The 16,329-nt window shown below is 56.1% G+C and carries 13 protein-coding genes and 1 riboswitch; of the genes, 8 read left to right on the top strand and 5 right to left on the bottom strand.

What is annotated here, in order from left to right; translation table 11 throughout:
- Positions 1 to 185 precede the first annotated feature (185 nt).
- Positions 186 to 974 (bottom strand): 4,5-DOPA dioxygenase extradiol, encoded by a 789-nt coding sequence (ygiD, locus tag ACJTMZ_RS15045; protein ID WP_017692656.1) that lies wholly within the window; start codon positions 972 to 974, stop codon positions 186 to 188.
- Positions 975 to 1,104: 130 nt separating this feature from the next.
- On the opposite strand from ygiD, the gene zupT reads away from it, so the two are divergent.
- The 5 genes from zupT to ACJTMZ_RS15070 all read left to right on the top strand — a co-directional run bounded on the left by zupT (position 1,105) and on the right by ACJTMZ_RS15070 (position 7,042).
- Entirely contained in the window at positions 1,105 to 1,878 is a 774-nt protein-coding gene (zupT, locus tag ACJTMZ_RS15050; RefSeq protein WP_015571892.1) for a zinc transporter ZupT, read from the top strand.
- A gap of 266 nt (positions 1,879 to 2,144) precedes the next feature.
- On the top strand, positions 2,145 to 2,705 hold the full coding sequence (locus tag ACJTMZ_RS15055; RefSeq protein ID WP_015571893.1) for a fimbrial protein: 561 nt from the start codon (positions 2,145 to 2,147) through the stop codon (positions 2,703 to 2,705).
- A gap of 76 nt (positions 2,706 to 2,781) precedes the next feature.
- Positions 2,782 to 5,226 (top strand): fimbria/pilus outer membrane usher protein, encoded by a 2,445-nt coding sequence (locus ACJTMZ_RS15060; protein WP_032103349.1) that lies wholly within the window; start codon positions 2,782 to 2,784, stop codon positions 5,224 to 5,226.
- 9 nt (positions 5,227 to 5,235) lie between these two features.
- Positions 5,236 to 5,997, top strand: coding sequence for a molecular chaperone (locus tag ACJTMZ_RS15065; protein ID WP_023295458.1), 762 nt, complete (start codon positions 5,236 to 5,238; stop codon positions 5,995 to 5,997).
- Positions 5,981 to 7,042: a fimbrial protein gene (locus ACJTMZ_RS15070; RefSeq protein WP_017384036.1), complete on the top strand. Its 1,062-nt coding sequence runs from the start codon at positions 5,981 to 5,983 to the stop codon at positions 7,040 to 7,042. The genes ACJTMZ_RS15065 and ACJTMZ_RS15070 overlap by 17 nt, the downstream gene beginning before the upstream one ends.
- Before the next feature lie 44 nt (positions 7,043 to 7,086).
- On the opposite strand, the gene ribB is transcribed toward ACJTMZ_RS15070, so the two are convergent.
- Positions 7,087 to 7,740: a 3,4-dihydroxy-2-butanone-4-phosphate synthase gene (gene ribB / locus ACJTMZ_RS15075; protein WP_015571897.1), complete on the bottom strand. Its 654-nt coding sequence runs from the start codon at positions 7,738 to 7,740 to the stop codon at positions 7,087 to 7,089.
- A gap of 105 nt (positions 7,741 to 7,845) precedes the next feature.
- Positions 7,846 to 7,996: riboswitch (FMN riboswitch) on the bottom strand.
- Between the two features lie 120 nt (positions 7,997 to 8,116).
- Between ribB and ubiK the strand changes: the two genes are divergently transcribed.
- Positions 8,117 to 8,413, top strand: coding sequence for a ubiquinone biosynthesis accessory factor UbiK (ubiK, locus tag ACJTMZ_RS15080; RefSeq protein WP_000566823.1), 297 nt, complete (start codon positions 8,117 to 8,119; stop codon positions 8,411 to 8,413).
- Between the two features lie 99 nt (positions 8,414 to 8,512).
- Here ubiK and hldE read toward each other — a convergent pair whose 3' ends face one another.
- The 3 genes from hldE to ACJTMZ_RS15095 are packed head-to-tail and all read right to left on the bottom strand — an operon-like array spanning position 8,513 to position 14,162.
- Complete coding sequence (gene hldE / locus ACJTMZ_RS15085) at positions 8,513 to 9,943, bottom strand: bifunctional D-glycero-beta-D-manno-heptose-7-phosphate kinase/D-glycero-beta-D-manno-heptose 1-phosphate adenylyltransferase HldE (RefSeq protein ID WP_015571898.1); 1,431 nt, start codon at positions 9,941 to 9,943, stop codon at positions 8,513 to 8,515.
- Between the two features lie 40 nt (positions 9,944 to 9,983).
- Positions 9,984 to 12,839, bottom strand: a complete 2,856-nt coding sequence (gene glnE / locus ACJTMZ_RS15090) for a bifunctional [glutamate--ammonia ligase]-adenylyl-L-tyrosine phosphorylase/[glutamate--ammonia-ligase] adenylyltransferase (protein WP_023295459.1) — start codon at positions 12,837 to 12,839, stop codon at positions 9,984 to 9,986.
- A gap of 21 nt (positions 12,840 to 12,860) precedes the next feature.
- Entirely contained in the window at positions 12,861 to 14,162 is a 1,302-nt protein-coding gene (locus ACJTMZ_RS15095; protein ID WP_045327461.1) for an inorganic triphosphatase, read from the bottom strand.
- 237 nt (positions 14,163 to 14,399) lie between these two features.
- Between ACJTMZ_RS15095 and ACJTMZ_RS15100 the strand changes: the two genes are divergently transcribed.
- Entirely contained in the window at positions 14,400 to 15,020 is a 621-nt protein-coding gene (locus tag ACJTMZ_RS15100; protein ID WP_001303390.1) for a TIGR04211 family SH3 domain-containing protein, read from the top strand.
- Between the two features lie 60 nt (positions 15,021 to 15,080).
- On the top strand, positions 15,081 to 16,322 hold the full coding sequence (locus ACJTMZ_RS15105) for a multifunctional CCA addition/repair protein (protein ID WP_023304444.1): 1,242 nt from the start codon (positions 15,081 to 15,083) through the stop codon (positions 16,320 to 16,322).
- Positions 16,323 to 16,329 lie beyond the last annotated feature (7 nt).

Below are 16,329 nucleotides of genomic sequence, written 5' to 3' on the forward strand. Positions count from 1 at the left end.
CAAGGCGTTGCATAGGTCGGGTCTCAGTCCAGGGCATAGCGAGTCTCCTCTTCTATGCCAGTTATAACTGTTACCCATGTATCCGGTCTAAAGTGTTACCCATGTTTCCGGTTCATACCCTACGCTTACCGGGCCTACGCTCAATATGTAGGTCGGGTAAGGCGAAGCCGCCACCCGACATGTTTTTACCCCACCTGCACCGACAGCATACTCAAGCTCCCCATCTCAATACCGTCGACCGGGATTGTAATAACCTCCTGACCATCCCACGCGCCTAGTACATACAGCAATGGCAAGAAGTGTTCCGGCGTCGGGTTAGAGAGCGAACCGCCGTCGTGATCCAGATAGTTCACCAAAGGGTGTCGTTCGGCCGGCCCTTGCCAGGTCAGGTTGTCTTTTACATAGTCATTAAAGGCTGTTGCCCAGGGGTACGGCGTATTTTCACCGTGCCAGCGTACCGTACGCAGATTGTGTACCACGTTGCCACTGGCAATCAGCATGATGCCCTCATCACGAAGCGAAGCCAGCTTACGCCCCATCTCCATGTGCCAGGCAGCCGGTTTGGTGCTGTCGATACTCAGTTGCACCATCGGGATATCGGCATCCGGATACATTTTGATCAACACCCCCCATGAGCCGTGGTCAAAGCCCCAGGCTTCTTTGTCCAGCGCAACCGGAACAGGGGCGAGCAGATCAACGAGCCGCTGCGCCAGCTCGGGGGAGCCCGGAGCAGGATAATGCGTGTCATACAGCGCCTGCGGAAAGCCGCCAAAATCATGAATCGTTTTTGGCGCTTCCATGGCCGTCACACCGGTACCCCGGGTAAACCAGTGCGCAGAGACCACCACAATTGCCTTCGGACGCGGTAACGTCTCACCCAGTTGACGCCAGGCGCGGGTATAGACGTTATCTTCCAGGACGTTCATTGGGCTGCCATGGCCTAAAAACAGTGCTGGCATACGAGAAGAAGACATGGTGATATCCTTAGAGGAGGTGGCAATGTGATGGGCCTACATTACGCGCATTCAGGTGAAGATGAACGCAGATAACCGTGAAGATCATCATCAGGAAATTTGAATGTCAGATATCGCTTAAGGAGAATGCATGTCAGTACCGTTGATTTTGACCTTACTCGCGGGCGCCGCAACCTTTATCGGTGCGTTCCTCGGGGTACTCGGGCAAAAACCCTCTAATCGCCTTCTGGCCTTCTCGCTGGGTTTCGCCGCCGGGATCATGCTGCTTATCTCGCTGATGGAGATGCTGCCCGCCGCGCTTCACACCGAAGGTATGTCGCCTGTTCTGGGCTATGGCATGTTTATCATTGGACTGCTGGGTTATTTTGCGCTTGACCGTATTCTTCCTCACGCGCACCCGCAGGATTTAATGCAAAAAAGCGTTACCCCCATCCCGGGCAATATCAAACGCACGGCCATTCTGCTGACGCTGGGTATCAGCCTGCATAACTTTCCGGAAGGTATCGCCACCTATGTCACGGCCAGCAGCAACCTGGAAATGGGTTTTGGTGTGGCGCTGGCCGTGGCTTTGCACAATATTCCTGAAGGACTTGCCGTTGCCGGGCCCGTTTATGCCGCCACGGGTTCAAAACGTACGGCTGTCTTTTGGGCGGGTATCTCCGGGATGGCTGAAATTCTCGGCGGCGTGCTGGCGTGGCTGATCCTCGGTAGCCTCGTCTCCCCGATTGTGATGGCTGCGATTATGGCTGCCGTGGCCGGGATTATGGTCGCGCTCTCTGTCGATGAGCTGATGCCGCTGGCGAAAGAGATCGATCCCAACAATAACCCCAGCTACGGCGTACTGTGTGGAATGTCAGTGATGGGGATGAGTCTGGTACTGCTGCAAACGGCCGGTATTGGCTAAGAATTTATGCCTCCGTTTTATACGGAGGCTATATATTATTCAAAAAAACAATCCTATATATTTCACCTATAATAACCTGAAAAATATAGTCCTGTTAAAATCCCGAAAAACCACGCCTCTTAAGATAGCCTGCAAATATTAATTAAAACCATCTAAAAATATATTTAAGTCATGTTAATCGCGTCTCCCCACCCCAATTCGTATACTTCGCGAGTATTCTGAAATTAATATTCACATTATGAATCACTCTGAAAAAGGATATTTTCATGTATATGGGTAAAAAACTACTGTTAGCGACGGCTATGGCAGTCATTGTATCGGGTGCTGCTTTTGCAGATGATCAAGGCTCAGGAAAAATCACATTCAAAGGTATTGTTATTGACGCACCGTGCAGTATCGCACCAGACAGCGTTGATAAAGAAGTCGATCTGGGTGAAGTGACCACGGCTGTTATCAACGCCAACAAAAAATCTACCCCGGTACCGGTCGATATCAATCTGGAAAACTGCCAGCTTGACGATCCGGCAGACGAGACCGACACGCCAATTACCAAAGTGGATGTGACCTTTACCAGCGCAGCGACAGACGCGGCGGATACCAGCCTGATGAGCAACACCTATGCAAGCGGTGCGCAAAACGTGGGGGTGCGTCTGCTGGATAACGCGGAGTCTGCTATCACGCTGGGAGAGGCCAACGAGGTTGAGTTGCTGGCGGGTTCAACCACCCAGACGCTGCATTTCAAAGCGGTTATGGAAGTCCCTACAGGTAAAACTGCGACGGCAGGCCAGGTTGAAGCCACGGCTAACTACGTCCTGATGTACAAATAATTCTGTTACGTCACGGCACCAGCCGACTGGTAATTCATACCGGTCGGCACTCTCTATTTACTCGAGTAACAGGATGATGACATACAAATTACAATGGATAATCATCATTGCGTCCCTGTTAATGACGAAAGTTGCCTCTGCCACCGAGTTTAATATAAACGCCATCGATAAAGATCAGCGCGGCAGCGTCGATTTATCACTGTTTAAAGATCAAATATCGGTTACGCCGGGAAGCTATTTCGTTACGGTTGCCGTCAATGATATTCCGCTGGCAAATGGCTGGCAGCTTCGCTGGCGAGAAATAAATAACGCCGTTCAGGTCTGTATTCCCCCCGAGCTGGTCGATACCTTTGCGTTGCAGGATGACGTTCGCCACGCTTTGCCTGAGAAAGAGGGATGCGTTGATTTCTCCGCCAGACCCGACATCCGATTTACTTTTGAGCAAGGCAGCCAGACCCTGAAAGTGACCATCCCCCAGGCGTGGCTGCAATACCGTGCGGTTGACTGGATGCCGCCATCCACCTGGGACATCGGCGTGCCGGGCGTACTGCTGGATTACAATCTTTTTGCCAGCCATTATCAGCCCAATAGCGGCAGCAACAATGACAACGCCAATACCTATGGCACCGCCGGCGCGAACATGGGCGCGTGGCGGCTACGCAGCGATTACCAGTACACGCAAAGCCATACTGACGCAGGCTCGGAGCATAATGGACGTTTTTCACGCGTGTATATGTTCCGCCCTCTGCCCTCGATCGGTGCGAAACTGACGTTGGGTGAAACGGATTTCCAGTCCGCAATTTTTGACGCCTTTACCTACACCGGCGCATCGCTAATCAGCGATGAACGTATGCTGCCATGGTCGCTGCGCGGCTATGCCCCGCAGATTACCGGGATAGCGCAAACCAACGCCACGGTAACCGTAAGCCTTGCCAATCGCGTGATTTACCAGAGTAAAGTGCCGCCAGGTCCTTTTGTTATTCAGGATCTTAACCAGTCGGTTCAGGGCACGCTGGACGTCAAAGTCACGGAAGAGGATGGACGCGTCAGCACCTTCCAGGTCTCGGCCGAATCCGTACCATTTTTAACGCGCAAGGGTCAGGTGCGCTACAAGCTCGCGGCGGGTAAAGCGCGCCAGGGCGCCTCCCATGACGTTGAAGATAACGCCTTCATGAGCGGCGAATTTTCCTGGGGCATGCTGTCGCACACCTCCCTGTATGGCGGTACGCTGGCCGATGGCGACCGCTATCGTTCCGTCGCTGCCGGAATCGGCCAGAATATGGCCTGGCTGGGGGCGCTCTCTTTTGACGTCACGCAGGCCACCAGCCAGCTGCCACACCAGCGCAGCCAGACGGGTTACAGCTATCGCATTAACTACAGCAAGCGTTTCGATACCACCGGCAGTCAGCTTACGCTCGCCAGCTACCGCTACTCAGATCCACAGTTTTTGAGCTACGCCCGCTACCTTGATTATGACGACGGTGACCGCCAGTCGGAAAAACAAACCCTGAGCGTGACGGCAAGCCAGTACATTTCGGCGTTATCCCTGAACCTGTACGTCAATATGCTGCGTCAGACATGGTGGAATGATTCACCCTCCACGACCGGCAGTATCACGGCGGGCTACAACTTTGATATGGGCCGCTGGAAGAACCTTGGCGTAACCCTGTCCTGGAGTAAAACGCATTACGATGAGAAAGACGAAAGTGACGATACTCAGTTCTATCTCTCGCTCAGCGTACCGCTCGATCCCGATCATCGACTTAACTATGACCTGCGTAACCGCGACACGCTGAGCCATAACGTGTCGTGGTACGACACGTCGGATCGCAATAACACCTGGGGCGTTTCCGCGGGCGCGGAGAGCGGGAAGCCAGACTCCGGGGCGCAGTTCAGCGGGAATTATCAGCATTATTCTGCGTACGGCGATCTTAATCTCTCCGGCAGCTATAAAGCTGACGAATATAACTCCCTCAGCGCAAGCTGGAGCGGTTCCTTCACCTCAACGGTGAAAGGCGCCGCGCTGCACCGGCGCAGCTACGGTAATGAACCCCGCGTAATGGTCAGCACCGACGGGGTAGGCAATATCCCGCTGAACATGTCGCGAGATGAGACCAACCGTTTTGGCATCGGCGTTTTACCGTCATTCTCCAGCTATTCCCCCTCCAGCGTGCAGATCAATATGAACAACCTTCCGGATGGCGTGGACGTGGACAACCGCGTCGTGACCTCAACCTGGACTGAGGGGGCCATTGGTTTTCGTCAGATTGCCACGCGTGCAGGTCGGGACGTGGCAGGTGTTCTGCGGATGTCATCAGGAACGCCACCGCTCGGGGCGATTGTTCGCCTGGAAGCAAACGATTTGCAGGTTGGGATGGTGGCCGATGAAGGCCACGTCTGGCTCGGCGCCGTTGAGCCAGAACAGCAGTTTCGCGTGACATGGGGCGACAACCAACAGTGTCGCTTCTCGTTACCTTCTCACTTAGAAAACAGTATGCAGTTGATACTGCCGTGTCAGTAAGAAATCATCATGAAATTAACGCCGATTAAAAGCCTGTGCCTGATGCTAATCAGCACAGCATTTACCACCCATGCGGCCATTAATCTGGACCGCACGCGCATTGTTTTTCCAGAAAGCGACAAGGCCAGCAGCCTGAAAGTGGACAACCAGAGCAAGGCGCTGCCTTATCTGGCGCTCTCCTGGATTGAAGATGAAAAGGGGCATAAAGAAGATGCGCACTTTATGGCGCTTCCCCCCATTCAACGTATCGAAGCGGGCGCCTCGTCGCAGGTAAGAATTGTTAAACAAGCCGCCACCCGCCAGTTGCCAAAAGACAGGGAATCGCTGTTTTATTTCAACCTGCGTGAAGTACCGCCAAAAAGCATCAGCGCCAGCGAGGAGCGCAGCGTGATGCAGGTTGCCATGCAGAGCCGAATCAAGCTGTTCTGGCGTCCGGAAGCGATTAGCAAAAAATCCGGCGAACTGGCTGAAATGCGCATGGAAATTACCGCCAGCGCGAAAGGACTCACGGTCCACAACCCTACGCCGTACTACATCACGCTGGCGTGGCTGAGCAAAAATGCCAAAACCATGCTGCCGGGTTTTGACAGTCTGATGATTGCGCCTTTCGCCACGGCAACCGCCTCTACCGGTGATTACCACGGTAGTTATTACAGCATCGGCTATATCGACGATTACGGCGCCCTAAAAAAAGTCGACGTGCAGTGCACCGGAACGGCGCTATGTAAACTTACCGAACGGAAAATCGATAAAGATGCAAAAGCTCGCTAGTTTCCTGTTTACACTGCTGCTTTCAGCGCTGCCTTTGAAAGATGCGCTGGCGCTTAACTGCTATCTGGGTGGATCTGGCGGCCCCGTCGAGGAGACAAAAACGATCACCCCTTTTGCGATACCCAGCAACGCTCAGGTTGGTCAAAAAATATGGGAGTCTGATGACATTAAAATTCCGGTGACGTGTGATAACAACGTCACGAGCAATTTTGAGCCGGAAGATGTCTTTGCATGGGTGAACCCTTATCCTGCCGCAACCGATCCCTATTATGAACTGGGCGTCACCTATGAAGGCATAGATTACGATGCCACGGGCCAGCCCAACGGCGTGGATACCCGCCAGTGCCTGGACAACGATAACATCACCATTTACACCGCGGATCAAATCCGCCAGATGGGTTGGGAGAATCGCATCTGCTCCGGCAATCCGGATGATATCCATATTTCACGCACGTTCGTCGCCCGATTACGACTTTTCGTGCGAATTAAGGCTATGCCGCCACATGGTTATATCAGTTCGCTCAGCGATTACATCGTTGTGCAGTTTGACGGTAAGGGTGGCGTTAATCAGATGGCCGACGCGAAGAACCTCAAGTATCACATCAACGGACTGCAAAACATTACGGTGCTTGATTGTGGAGCGACGTTTAGCATTTTCCCTGAAAATCAGGAGATCGACTTCGGCGCCTTCAGCGCGCGCGACATTGTGAATCAGCAGACGCGTATGCGCACGTTTTCAATACGAACCACCAAAGTGCAGGATGCCCAGTGCTCGGACGGATTTAAGATGGACTCGTCGTTTTACACAACCGAAACGCTTAGCGCAGACGACACCGCAGTACTGATAGGGAATGGGTTAAAGCTGCGTATTCTTAACGGAACGGAGCCTTACACCTTTAACCAGTACAAGGAGTACGCCGATTTTACGGGCGATAAGATGAATGTTGAGCAAAACTACACGGCTGAACTTTCACGGGAGGAAGGGAAAGCGATTCAGTCCGGGCCGTTTGAAACCGTGGTACTGTTCAAAATTAACTACCACTAGAAACAACAAAGCCGGGTTTCCCCGGCTTTTTCACATCAGCATGTTCAGCTGGCTTTGCGCTCGTGCGCGCGGCGGTACTCAACCAGATCTTCAATCGTCACCACTGGCATATTGTGCAGACGCGCAAAGGTGATGCACTCCGGCGCGCGCGCCATGGTGCCATCATCGTTGGTCAGTTCGCACAGCACGCCTGCGGGTTTGAAGCCAGCCAGCGTCACCAGATCGATGGTCGCTTCGGTATGACCACCACGGGTCAGCACGCCGCCCGGCTGCGCGCGCAGCGGGAAGACGTGACCAGGGCGGTGCAGATCGGATGGTTTCGCACCATCAGCAATCGCTGCACGCACGGTAGTCAGGCGGTCAGCCGCCGACACACCGGTGGTTACGCCATGCGCTGCTTCAATGGTCACGGTGAAGCCGGTACCAAAGGCGCTGGTGTTGTTTTCAACCATCATCGGCAGATCAAGCTGCTTGCGACGGTCTTCGGTGATGCACAGGCATACGATGCCGCTACCGTGACGGATGGTCAGCGCCATCTGCTCAACGGTCATGTTCTCGGCGGCAAAAATCATGTCGCCTTCGTTTTCACGGTTTTCATCATCAAGCACCATCACACCGCGGCCTTCGCGCAGTGCATCCAGTGCATGTTCAACACGTTGAGTTGAAGTGCCAAAAGAGGAAAGTAGCGTCTGATTCATGGTAAAAAAACCTCATTAACTTTATGGTTACCAGAATCAGGGCAGTCTTAGGAGCGCCGTACTAGCGGCAAAAAAATAACGTGAGCGGGCCATGCCCGACTGGATCGTTACTCTCTCCCATCCGGACTCTAACCGTCGGCCCCGGAATTACACCGGATCTGCTGACCTTTGAGAATTCACCCAAAGCGCTCGCGGGCTTTCAGCGTTAAGCTGATTTACCGCCGGTGGGGAATTTCGCCCCGCCCTGAGAATAAGCGAGATAACTATAACGCTATTGATTACCCTGGGCAATGCATAAGCTTCAAACAATTTTGTTTAACCCACGGCATGACGCGCTACAATAGGCACTAACACCTTTTCATCAAGGGAAACGACAATGATTGACCCAAAGAAAATTGAGCAGATCGCGCGTCAGGTTCATGAGTCCATGCCGAAAGGTATTCGTGAGTTTGGTGATGACGTTGAGAAGAAAATCCGCCAGACGTTGCAGGCACAGTTGGTTCGCCTTGATTTAGTCAGCCGCGAAGAGTTTGATGTGCAGACTCAGGTGCTGCTGCGCACCCGCGAGAAACTGGCGCTGCTGGAACAGCGTCTGAGCGAGCTGGAGAGCCGCAATGCGCCGGAAGAAGTGAAGCCAGCGCCAGCTATTCCACCGGTGGATGACCAGGCATAAGTGCGGCCTGCTGTGCCCGGTGGCGGCTACATGAACGCGTAGGTCGGGTAAGGCGCAGCCGCCACCCGACATAAAAAAACGGGCCTGTTGGCCCGTTTTTTACTGACTGTCTTTCTGGATCTTCTTAATGATGTTGGTGGTTGAACACCCGTCCTCAAAGTTGAGCACCATCACTTCACCACCATTTGCCCAGACCTCTTCGCTACCTGCGATTTGCTCTGGTTTGTAATCACCGCCCTTCACCAGCAGGTCAGGCAGAATTCCGGCAATCAGGCGCTGCGGGGTGTCTTCTTCAAATGAGACCACCCAGTCCACCGCTTCCAGCGCGCCGAGCACGATCATGCGCTGCTCCAGCGGGTTCACCGGACGCGTTTCACCCTTCAGACGTTTGGTTGAGGCATCACTGTTGACCGCCACAATCAGGCGATCGCCCAGCTTACGCGCATTCGCCAGATACGAGACATGACCCGCATGCAGGATGTCGAACACGCCGTTAGTCATCACCACTTTTTCACCGCGTTTGCGCGCGGCAGCAACGGCCACTTTCAGCTCGTCTTCGGTCATGACGCCAAAGCCGGTATCCGCACGCCCACGCACCGCGTTTTCCAGCTCGATTGGCGAAACGGTGGAGGTCCCGAGTTTACCAACGACCACGCCCGCCGCGGCGTTCGCGAAGTAGCACGCTTCTTCCAGGGAGTTACCCGCCGCCAGCGTCGCCGCCAGCACGCCAATCACCGTATCACCGGCACCGGTCACGTCGTACACTTCCTGCGCCTGGGTTGGCATATGCAGCGGCGCCTTGCCCGGTTGCAGCAGCGTCATGCCCTGCTCGGAACGGGTCACCAGCAGCGCAGACAGCTCGAAATCAGCGATGATTTTCATGCCGCGCTCAACCAGCTCTTCTTCAGTTTTGCACTTGCCCGCCACCGCTTCGAATTCAGAGAGGTTTGGCGTCAGCAGGGTTGCGCCGCGATAGCGCTCGAAATCGGTGCCTTTCGGATCGATCAGCACCGGTACGCTGGCTTTACGCGCCAGCTGGATCATGGTCTGCACGCTCGCCAGCGCGCCTTTGGCATAATCAGACAGCACCAGCGCGCCGATATTACCCAGCGCCTGGCTAATACGCTCGTGTAGCGGCTCAGGATCAACGCCTTCGAATCCTTCTTCGAAATCGAGGCGGATCAGCTGCTGATTACGCGACAGGACGCGAAGCTTGGTGATGGTTGGGTGGGTCGGAACAGAAACGAAGTCGCACTTCACGTTCACGTCCGCCAGCGACTGACTCAGGGCACGCGCCGCATCGTCAATGCCGGTCAGGCCCACCAGACGCGAATGCGCGCCCAGCGAGGCTATGTTCATCGCCACGTTTGCCGCGCCGCCTGGACGCTCTTCAATGGTGTCGACCTTAACTACCGGCACCGGCGCTTCCGGAGAGATACGGCTGGTCGGCCCATACCAGTAGCGATCCAGCATCACATCACCGACAACCATAACTCCAGCACGTTCAAACTCTGGCAGTGTTACTTTCATTCCTGACTCCAGAAAGATTCACAATTTGCGCGCGATAATATCACACTTGTTTTGTTACGCACGGTTCCACCAGCCACTTCTGCCAGCTTGTGGTCACCTGCGCGCGTTCATCGGCGAAACAGTCCAGCGCCACATGGCCCGGCTGTTCCTGTAAGGCCAGATGGTGCAACTCATCACGCAGCGTGGTGTAGGCGCGGGTTAATGCCTGCGCCTCCTGCTCATCCATAATGTCGTTCTGTGCCAGCAGTTCCAGTATGCGCACGTTATCCGACCAGCGGGTCAGCTTCGGCTTATCGTGCGCGTGCAGCAGCACCAGGTACTGAGTGATAAACTCGATATCGGTAATGCCGCCTTCATCGGCTTTAATATCAAAGCGATCGCGATGTTTGTTGCCAAGGTGCGCGCGCATCTTCTCCCGCATTTCCCGCACTTCGGTTTGCAGCGTACTGCCCTCGCGCGGGGTCGTCATGACCGCCTTGCGGATCGCATCGAACTGCGTTTTGAGCTGCGGATCGCCGTATACCACGCGGGCGCGCACCAGCGCCTGATGCTCCCACGTCCAGGCTTCGTTCTTCTGATAGTCGGCGAAAGCCTCCGTCGAGGTGACCAGCATGCCTGCCGCGCCGGACGGGCGCAGACGCGCATCCACTTCATACAGAATGCCGGATGAGGTGCGGGTGCTGAACAGGTGCATAATGCGCTGGGCCAGACGCAGGTAGAACTGCCGCCCGTCAATCTCACGTTCGCCGTCGGTCATGACGTCTGCCGGACAGTCGTGGAGGAAAATCAGATCCAGATCGGAGCTGTAGCCCAGCTCCCAGCCGCCCAGCTTGCCGTAACCCACCACCGCAAAACCGCGGCCTTCGCGCTCTGCAAGGTGTTTTGGCTGCCCGTAGCGGGCCACCATCTGCACCCACGCCTGATGGACAACCGCGTCGATGATCGCTTCCGCCAGCCAGGTTAAGTGATCGCTCACTTTCATTACCGGCAGGGTACCGGCGATATCTGCCGCCGCCACGCGCAGCATCTGCGCCTGCTTAAACTGACGAAGCGCCTCAAGCTGTTGCTCTTCGTCCTCTTCCGGTACGCGCAGCAGATACTGACGCAGCTCGTCGCGGTAGGCATCCGTCGCCGTCGGCTGATACAGCGTATTCGGGTCGAGCAGTTCGTCCAGCAGCAGCGGATAACGCGCCAGCTTGTTCGCCACCATCGGCGAGGCGGCGCAGAGAGAAATCAGGTGCTTCAGCGCGCCGGGAAACTCGCTTAACAGTTCAAGGTAAGTGGTACGCGTGACGATCCCGCTCAGCAGCGGCATCATGCGCGACAGCGGCACCGGCGCATCCTCGCGGGAGCAGACATCGCTCAGCAGATGCGGCATCAGATGATCCAGCACCTGACGACCACGTGGGCCAATGGCGCGTTTGTTCAGTTCGAAGCGGAAATCGGCAATCAGCGCCACCACGCGATGGCGGGCATCGTCGCTTAAGTGCGCCAGCACCGGCGTGGTGTCATCTTCCTGGAGCGCGTCCTGCCACAGCTCGCGCCAGTGCTCGGAGAGCGCATCGTCCTGCGATTCACTTTCGTCGTCGCCGATCAGATCGTTAAAGATGCGGCGCACGCCCGCCATTTGCGCTTCCAGCCGTTCCGTCAGCGCCGCCCAGTCATCCACCCGCATCCCCCAGGCCAGACGCGCCCGGTTCAGCTCGTCGCCCGGTAACGTCTGGGTCTGTTCGTCGTTGATACTTTGCAGCAAATTTTCCAGACGACGCAGGAAGAGATAAGAGTCACGCAGCGTTTGCGCATCGCCTTCCGGCAGCAGATGCAGCTGCTCGATAGCGCTCAGCGTCGGCAGCAGCGAGCGGGATTGCAGAGAAGGTTCACGCCCGCCGCGTATCAGCTGGAAGACCTGGACGATAAATTCGATCTCACGAATACCGCCCGCGCCGAGCTTGATGTTGTCCTTCAGGCCACGGCGACGCACCTCGCGGGCAATCATCCCTTTCATATTTCGCAGGGACTGGATCACGCTGAAGTCGATGTAGCGGCGGAACACAAACGGGCGCAGCATGGCGCGCAGCTCGTTGGCCCAGGCATCGTCGCTGTCACCCATGATCCGCGCTTTGACCATCGCGTAACGCTCCCAGTCGCGACCCTGCTCCTGGTAATAATCTTCCAGCGCGGCAAAGCTCAGCACCAGCGGACCGCTGTCGCCAAACGGACGCAAACGCATATCCACGCGGTAGACAAAACCATCCTGGGTGGGCTGATCCAGTGCCTTAATCAGCCGCTGCCCCAGGCGAGTAAAGAACTGGGCGTTGTCCAGCTCGCGACGACCGCCGCGCGTGGAGCCGTTCTCCGGCCAGGCAAAAATCAGATCGATGTCTGAGGAGAAATTAAGCTCGCAGCCGCCCAGCTTGCCCATCCCCAGAATCAACAGCGGTTGCGGAACCCCGGCTTCGCTGCACGGCGTGCCCCACTCTTTACAGCAGGCGGCGTAGAGCCAGTCCCGCGCGGCGACAATCAACGTCTGCGCCAGCTCGCTCAACTGCTGCAAGGTACTCTCTTCGCTCACCAGCTCCAGCGCCTGCGCCCAGGCAATGCGTACCATCACCCGGCGGCGGAACTGACGCAGTACGCGCATCAGCGTGGCTTCGTCTGCCACCTCTGCCAGCGCGGTTTGCAGCCAGCCAGCATAATGCCGCCACTCGTCAGCCTGCGGCGGCGCGCTTTCCAGCTCTGCCAGCCAGTCCGGGTTGGCGCTGACGCTCTCCTGCACAAAATCACTGAACGTGAGCACGCTTTTCGCCTGCTCGCTTAACGATGACGCGGGTAACGACTCAGGCAGGCGTTCGCAAACGGTCTGCCAGTGCTGCTGTAACTGCGAAGAAAGCGGCATATCAGGGGTTCCTTGCCAGAATTAACGTTTTCCGCTGTGCAGCCAGTACGGATCCTGCGAAATGGCCTCGTTGCGGAAATGCTCGATTTCGATCTGCTGACGGGTCTCGATGGCATGCTTCAGCCCCTGCCAGTTCTCCAGCCAGGCCTGCGCCTTCACGCCCTCATACGCACCTGACAGCAGCAACATGCTGTCGATGTTACGCGCCAGGCGGGGAAGCTGATCGCCATACTGGTCGCCCAGCGGATGCGCAAAGGTGGTTCTCAGCTCGGCCGCGTGACGGGAGAGGTGGATATCCGCAAAACGTTTGAAGTTTTCCGCGATTTTGGTCTGCCCTTTCGCATCGAGGAACGTGCGCCAGCCGCGCGTCACCAGAAACTCGGTCAGCGCCAGTTTCGCGCCGGCGTTTTGCGGGCTGTAGATCGCCGTTTGTGCCGACACGTCGGAAAGCATCAGCGTTTCGGTTTGAGTGAGCAAATCACGTAAGTGAGTGCTGGCTTTACGCGGTACAATGCCGCCAAAGAGCGTCAGGGTATGACGCACCAGCCCCATAGCGGCCAGCACCTGTTTTTTGGCATTTTTCACGTTACGCGCCCACAGCTCCTCGTGGTACTGCCACTGAGAGAGCGCCAGCTCCAGCGCCGCTTCCATGCCCTGCTCAACGGAGGCTTTCGGCACAACGCGCAGAATCGGGGTTTCTCGCAGCACGCGCGGCGCATTCCCGGCGGCCAGGTGATAGCCGCGTGCCGCTTTACTCAGGCTGCCCTGACGCAGGCCAGGCTGGTTCACCAGCTTGTGCGCCAGCTTCAGCACGTCGCTCGCCTCGCCTTCCAGCAGTTCGAGTTCCAATTCGCAGATCGGCTCCTGCTCTTCACCCGCCTTAATTTCACCCCGATCGAACGCGATCTCAATGCGGCTCTTGCCTTCCGTCACCAGCCATTTTTCGCGCCAGAAATCGGTGCTGAACAGCGGTTGCGTCTCTGCCGACAGCGTTGCGGGCAGCGTCCCTTCCGGCCACACTTCCGCCGGAAAACGATCCAGCTCAAGTTCTGGCTTACTGATGTCGATATTGTATTCCGGACGCTGGTGCAAACCGCCCACCACGCGACCGGCGATTTTCATCGTCATCTCGTAGCGCCCGTTCGCACCCCGGATGCGCAGGCCCATATCGTGGTTGCGCAGCCAGTTGTCCGGCGTTTCGTAATAGATGTTGAGCAGCTGTACGGGTTCATGGTGCTCGCCGGACAGCGTATTCAGATGCTGGCGGAGCGCGTCAGCGCTGTCTTTTTCGACGATAAACTTTAATTCGATCTCTTGTGCCATAGCCTTGTACTTTTGCGTGCGTCACAGACGCGTCGATGAAGGCGAACTTCCTCGCCATTTGTTTGTCAGTACATAGTATTTTGCGCCAAATTGCCACGCAATGAGCAATTTGACGGGCGTAAAAGTTTAAAGCGGTGGAAATCATGACACAGATGATTCCGATTGATGATGAATCCTTTGCGTAGCGACACTGATACCACTACTATCGTTCCACTTTTTATGAAAATAACGACTGATATGCTTAAATTACGCCTGATTGGACTTACTTTACTCGCTTTTAGCGCCGCAACCGCGGTCCACGCTGAAGAGAAACGTTACGTTTCTGATGAACTGAATACCTGGGTACGCAGCGGCCCTGGAGACAATTATCGCCTCGTGGGTACGGTAAATGCCGGCGAGGAAGTGACTCTGCTGCAAACCAATGCAGACACCAATTACGGTCAGGTTCGTGACAGCTCTGGCCGCACCTCATGGATCCCGCTGAAAGAGCTGAGCACGGTGCCAAGCCTGCGCACCCGCGTGCCGGATCTGGAAAATCAGGTGAAAACCCTGACCGATAAGCTGAACAACATTGACGGCACCTGGAACCAGCGCACCGCAGAGATGCAGCAGAAAGTGGCGCAAAGCGACAGCGTGATCGCCGGTCTGAAAGACGAAAATCAGAAGCTGAAAAATGAGCTCATCGTCGCGCAGAAGAAAGTGAACGCCGCGAATCTACAGCTGGATGACAAACAACGCACCATCATCATGCAGTGGTTTATGTATGGCGGCGGGGTGCTGGGCGTCGGTCTGGTGCTGGGTCTGGTGCTTCCTCACCTTATTCCAAGCCGTAAACGTAAAGACCGCTGGATGAACTAACTCGTCTTCTCTGCCACACTTACGTATCATCTTGAGAAAAGAGAAAACGGGAGTGTTGGCGTGAAGAGTTATCTGGTCGGTGGTGCGGTACGTGATGCGTTATTAGGTCTGCCGGTCAAAGATAAAGACTGGGTCGTGGTCGGTGCCACGCCCGAAGCGATGATTGACGCGGGCTACCAGCAGGTAGGCCGCGATTTTCCTGTGTTCCTCCATCCGAAAAGCCGGGAAGAGTACGCCCTGGCGCGTACCGAACGGAAATCCGGTTCCGGTTATACCGGCTTCACCTGCTATGCCGCGCCGGATGTGACGCTGGAGCAGGACTTACTGCGCCGCGATCTCACCATTAATGCCCTGGCGCAGGACGAAAACGGCCATATTATCGACGTCTACGGCGGCCAGAACGATCTGCGCGACCGTCTTTTACGCCATATTTCCCCCGCCTTTTCTGAAGATCCGTTACGCGTACTGCGCGTGGCGCGTTTTGCCGCCCGTTATGCCCATCTCAGCTTCCGCATCGCCGACGAGACGATGGCGCTGATGACGGCCATGACCGACGCGGGCGAGCTGGAACACCTGACGCCAGAACGCGTCTGGAAAGAGACCGAAAACGCCCTGACTACCCGTAATCCGCAGGTCTTTTTCCAGGTTCTGCGCGACTGCGGGGCGCTGAAAGTGCTGTTCCCGGAAATAGATGCGCTGTTTGGCGTGCCCGCCCCGGCGAAATGGCACCCGGAAATTGATACCGGCATTCACACCCTGATGACGCTGAGCATGGCCGCCATGCTCAGCCCGGAGGTGGACGTGCGCTTTTCTACCCTCTGCCATGACCTCGGCAAAGGGTTAACGCCAAAGGAGTTGTGGCCACGCCACCACGGGCACGGTCCGGCTGGCGTGAAGCTGGTTGAAGGGCTTTGTCAGCGCCTGCGCGTGCCGAATGACATTCGCGATCTGGCAAAACTGGTGGCCGAGTTTCACGACCTGATCCACACCTTCCCGATCCTGAAACCCGCTACCATCGTCAGGCTGTTTGATAACATCGACGCCTGGCGCAAACCGCAGCGCGTGGAGCAAATTGCGCTGACCAGCGAAGCCGACGTGCGCGGCCGCACCGGGTTTGAAGCGTCCGATTATCCGCAGGGTCGTTTGCTGCGTGAGGCGTGGGACGTAGCGAAAGCGGTGCCAACGAAAGAGGTGGTGGAGGCAGGGTTTAAAGGCCCGGCGATCCGCGAAGAGCTGACGAAACGGCGGATTGATGCGGTTGCAGCGTGGAAGGAAAAACGTTGCCCTCAGCCGAAAGACTGAGGGCGGT

Source organism: Enterobacter sp. DN (genome assembly GCF_046054285.1).
Lineage (GTDB): Bacteria > Pseudomonadota > Gammaproteobacteria > Enterobacterales > Enterobacteriaceae > Enterobacter > Enterobacter hormaechei_C.

Bases quoted from the DNA above. Each gene is read 5' to 3' on its own strand.
- ACJTMZ_RS15100 (WP_001303390.1), top strand. From the start codon at position 14,400: ATGCTTAAATTACGCCTGATTGGACTTACTTTACTCGCTTTTAGCGCC.
- ACJTMZ_RS15070 (WP_017384036.1), top strand. From the start codon at position 5,981: ATGCAAAAGCTCGCTAGTTTCCTGTTTACACTGCTGCTTTCAGCGCTG.
- ygiD (WP_017692656.1), bottom strand. From the start codon at position 974: ATGTCTTCTTCTCGTATGCCAGCACTGTTTTTAGGCCATGGCAGCCCA.
- ubiK (WP_000566823.1), top strand. From the start codon at position 8,117: ATGATTGACCCAAAGAAAATTGAGCAGATCGCGCGTCAGGTTCATGAG.
- ribB (WP_015571897.1), bottom strand. From the start codon at position 7,740: ATGAATCAGACGCTACTTTCCTCTTTTGGCACTTCAACTCAACGTGTT.
- ACJTMZ_RS15065 (WP_023295458.1), top strand. From the start codon at position 5,236: ATGAAATTAACGCCGATTAAAAGCCTGTGCCTGATGCTAATCAGCACA.
- ACJTMZ_RS15060 (WP_032103349.1), top strand. From the start codon at position 2,782: ATGACATACAAATTACAATGGATAATCATCATTGCGTCCCTGTTAATG.
- hldE (WP_015571898.1), bottom strand. From the start codon at position 9,943: ATGAAAGTAACACTGCCAGAGTTTGAACGTGCTGGAGTTATGGTTGTC.
- zupT (WP_015571892.1), top strand. From the start codon at position 1,105: ATGTCAGTACCGTTGATTTTGACCTTACTCGCGGGCGCCGCAACCTTT.
- glnE (WP_023295459.1), bottom strand. From the start codon at position 12,839: ATGCCGCTTTCTTCGCAGTTACAGCAGCACTGGCAGACCGTTTGCGAA.
- ACJTMZ_RS15055 (WP_015571893.1), top strand. From the start codon at position 2,145: ATGTATATGGGTAAAAAACTACTGTTAGCGACGGCTATGGCAGTCATT.
- ACJTMZ_RS15095 (WP_045327461.1), bottom strand. From the start codon at position 14,162: ATGGCACAAGAGATCGAATTAAAGTTTATCGTCGAAAAAGACAGCGCT.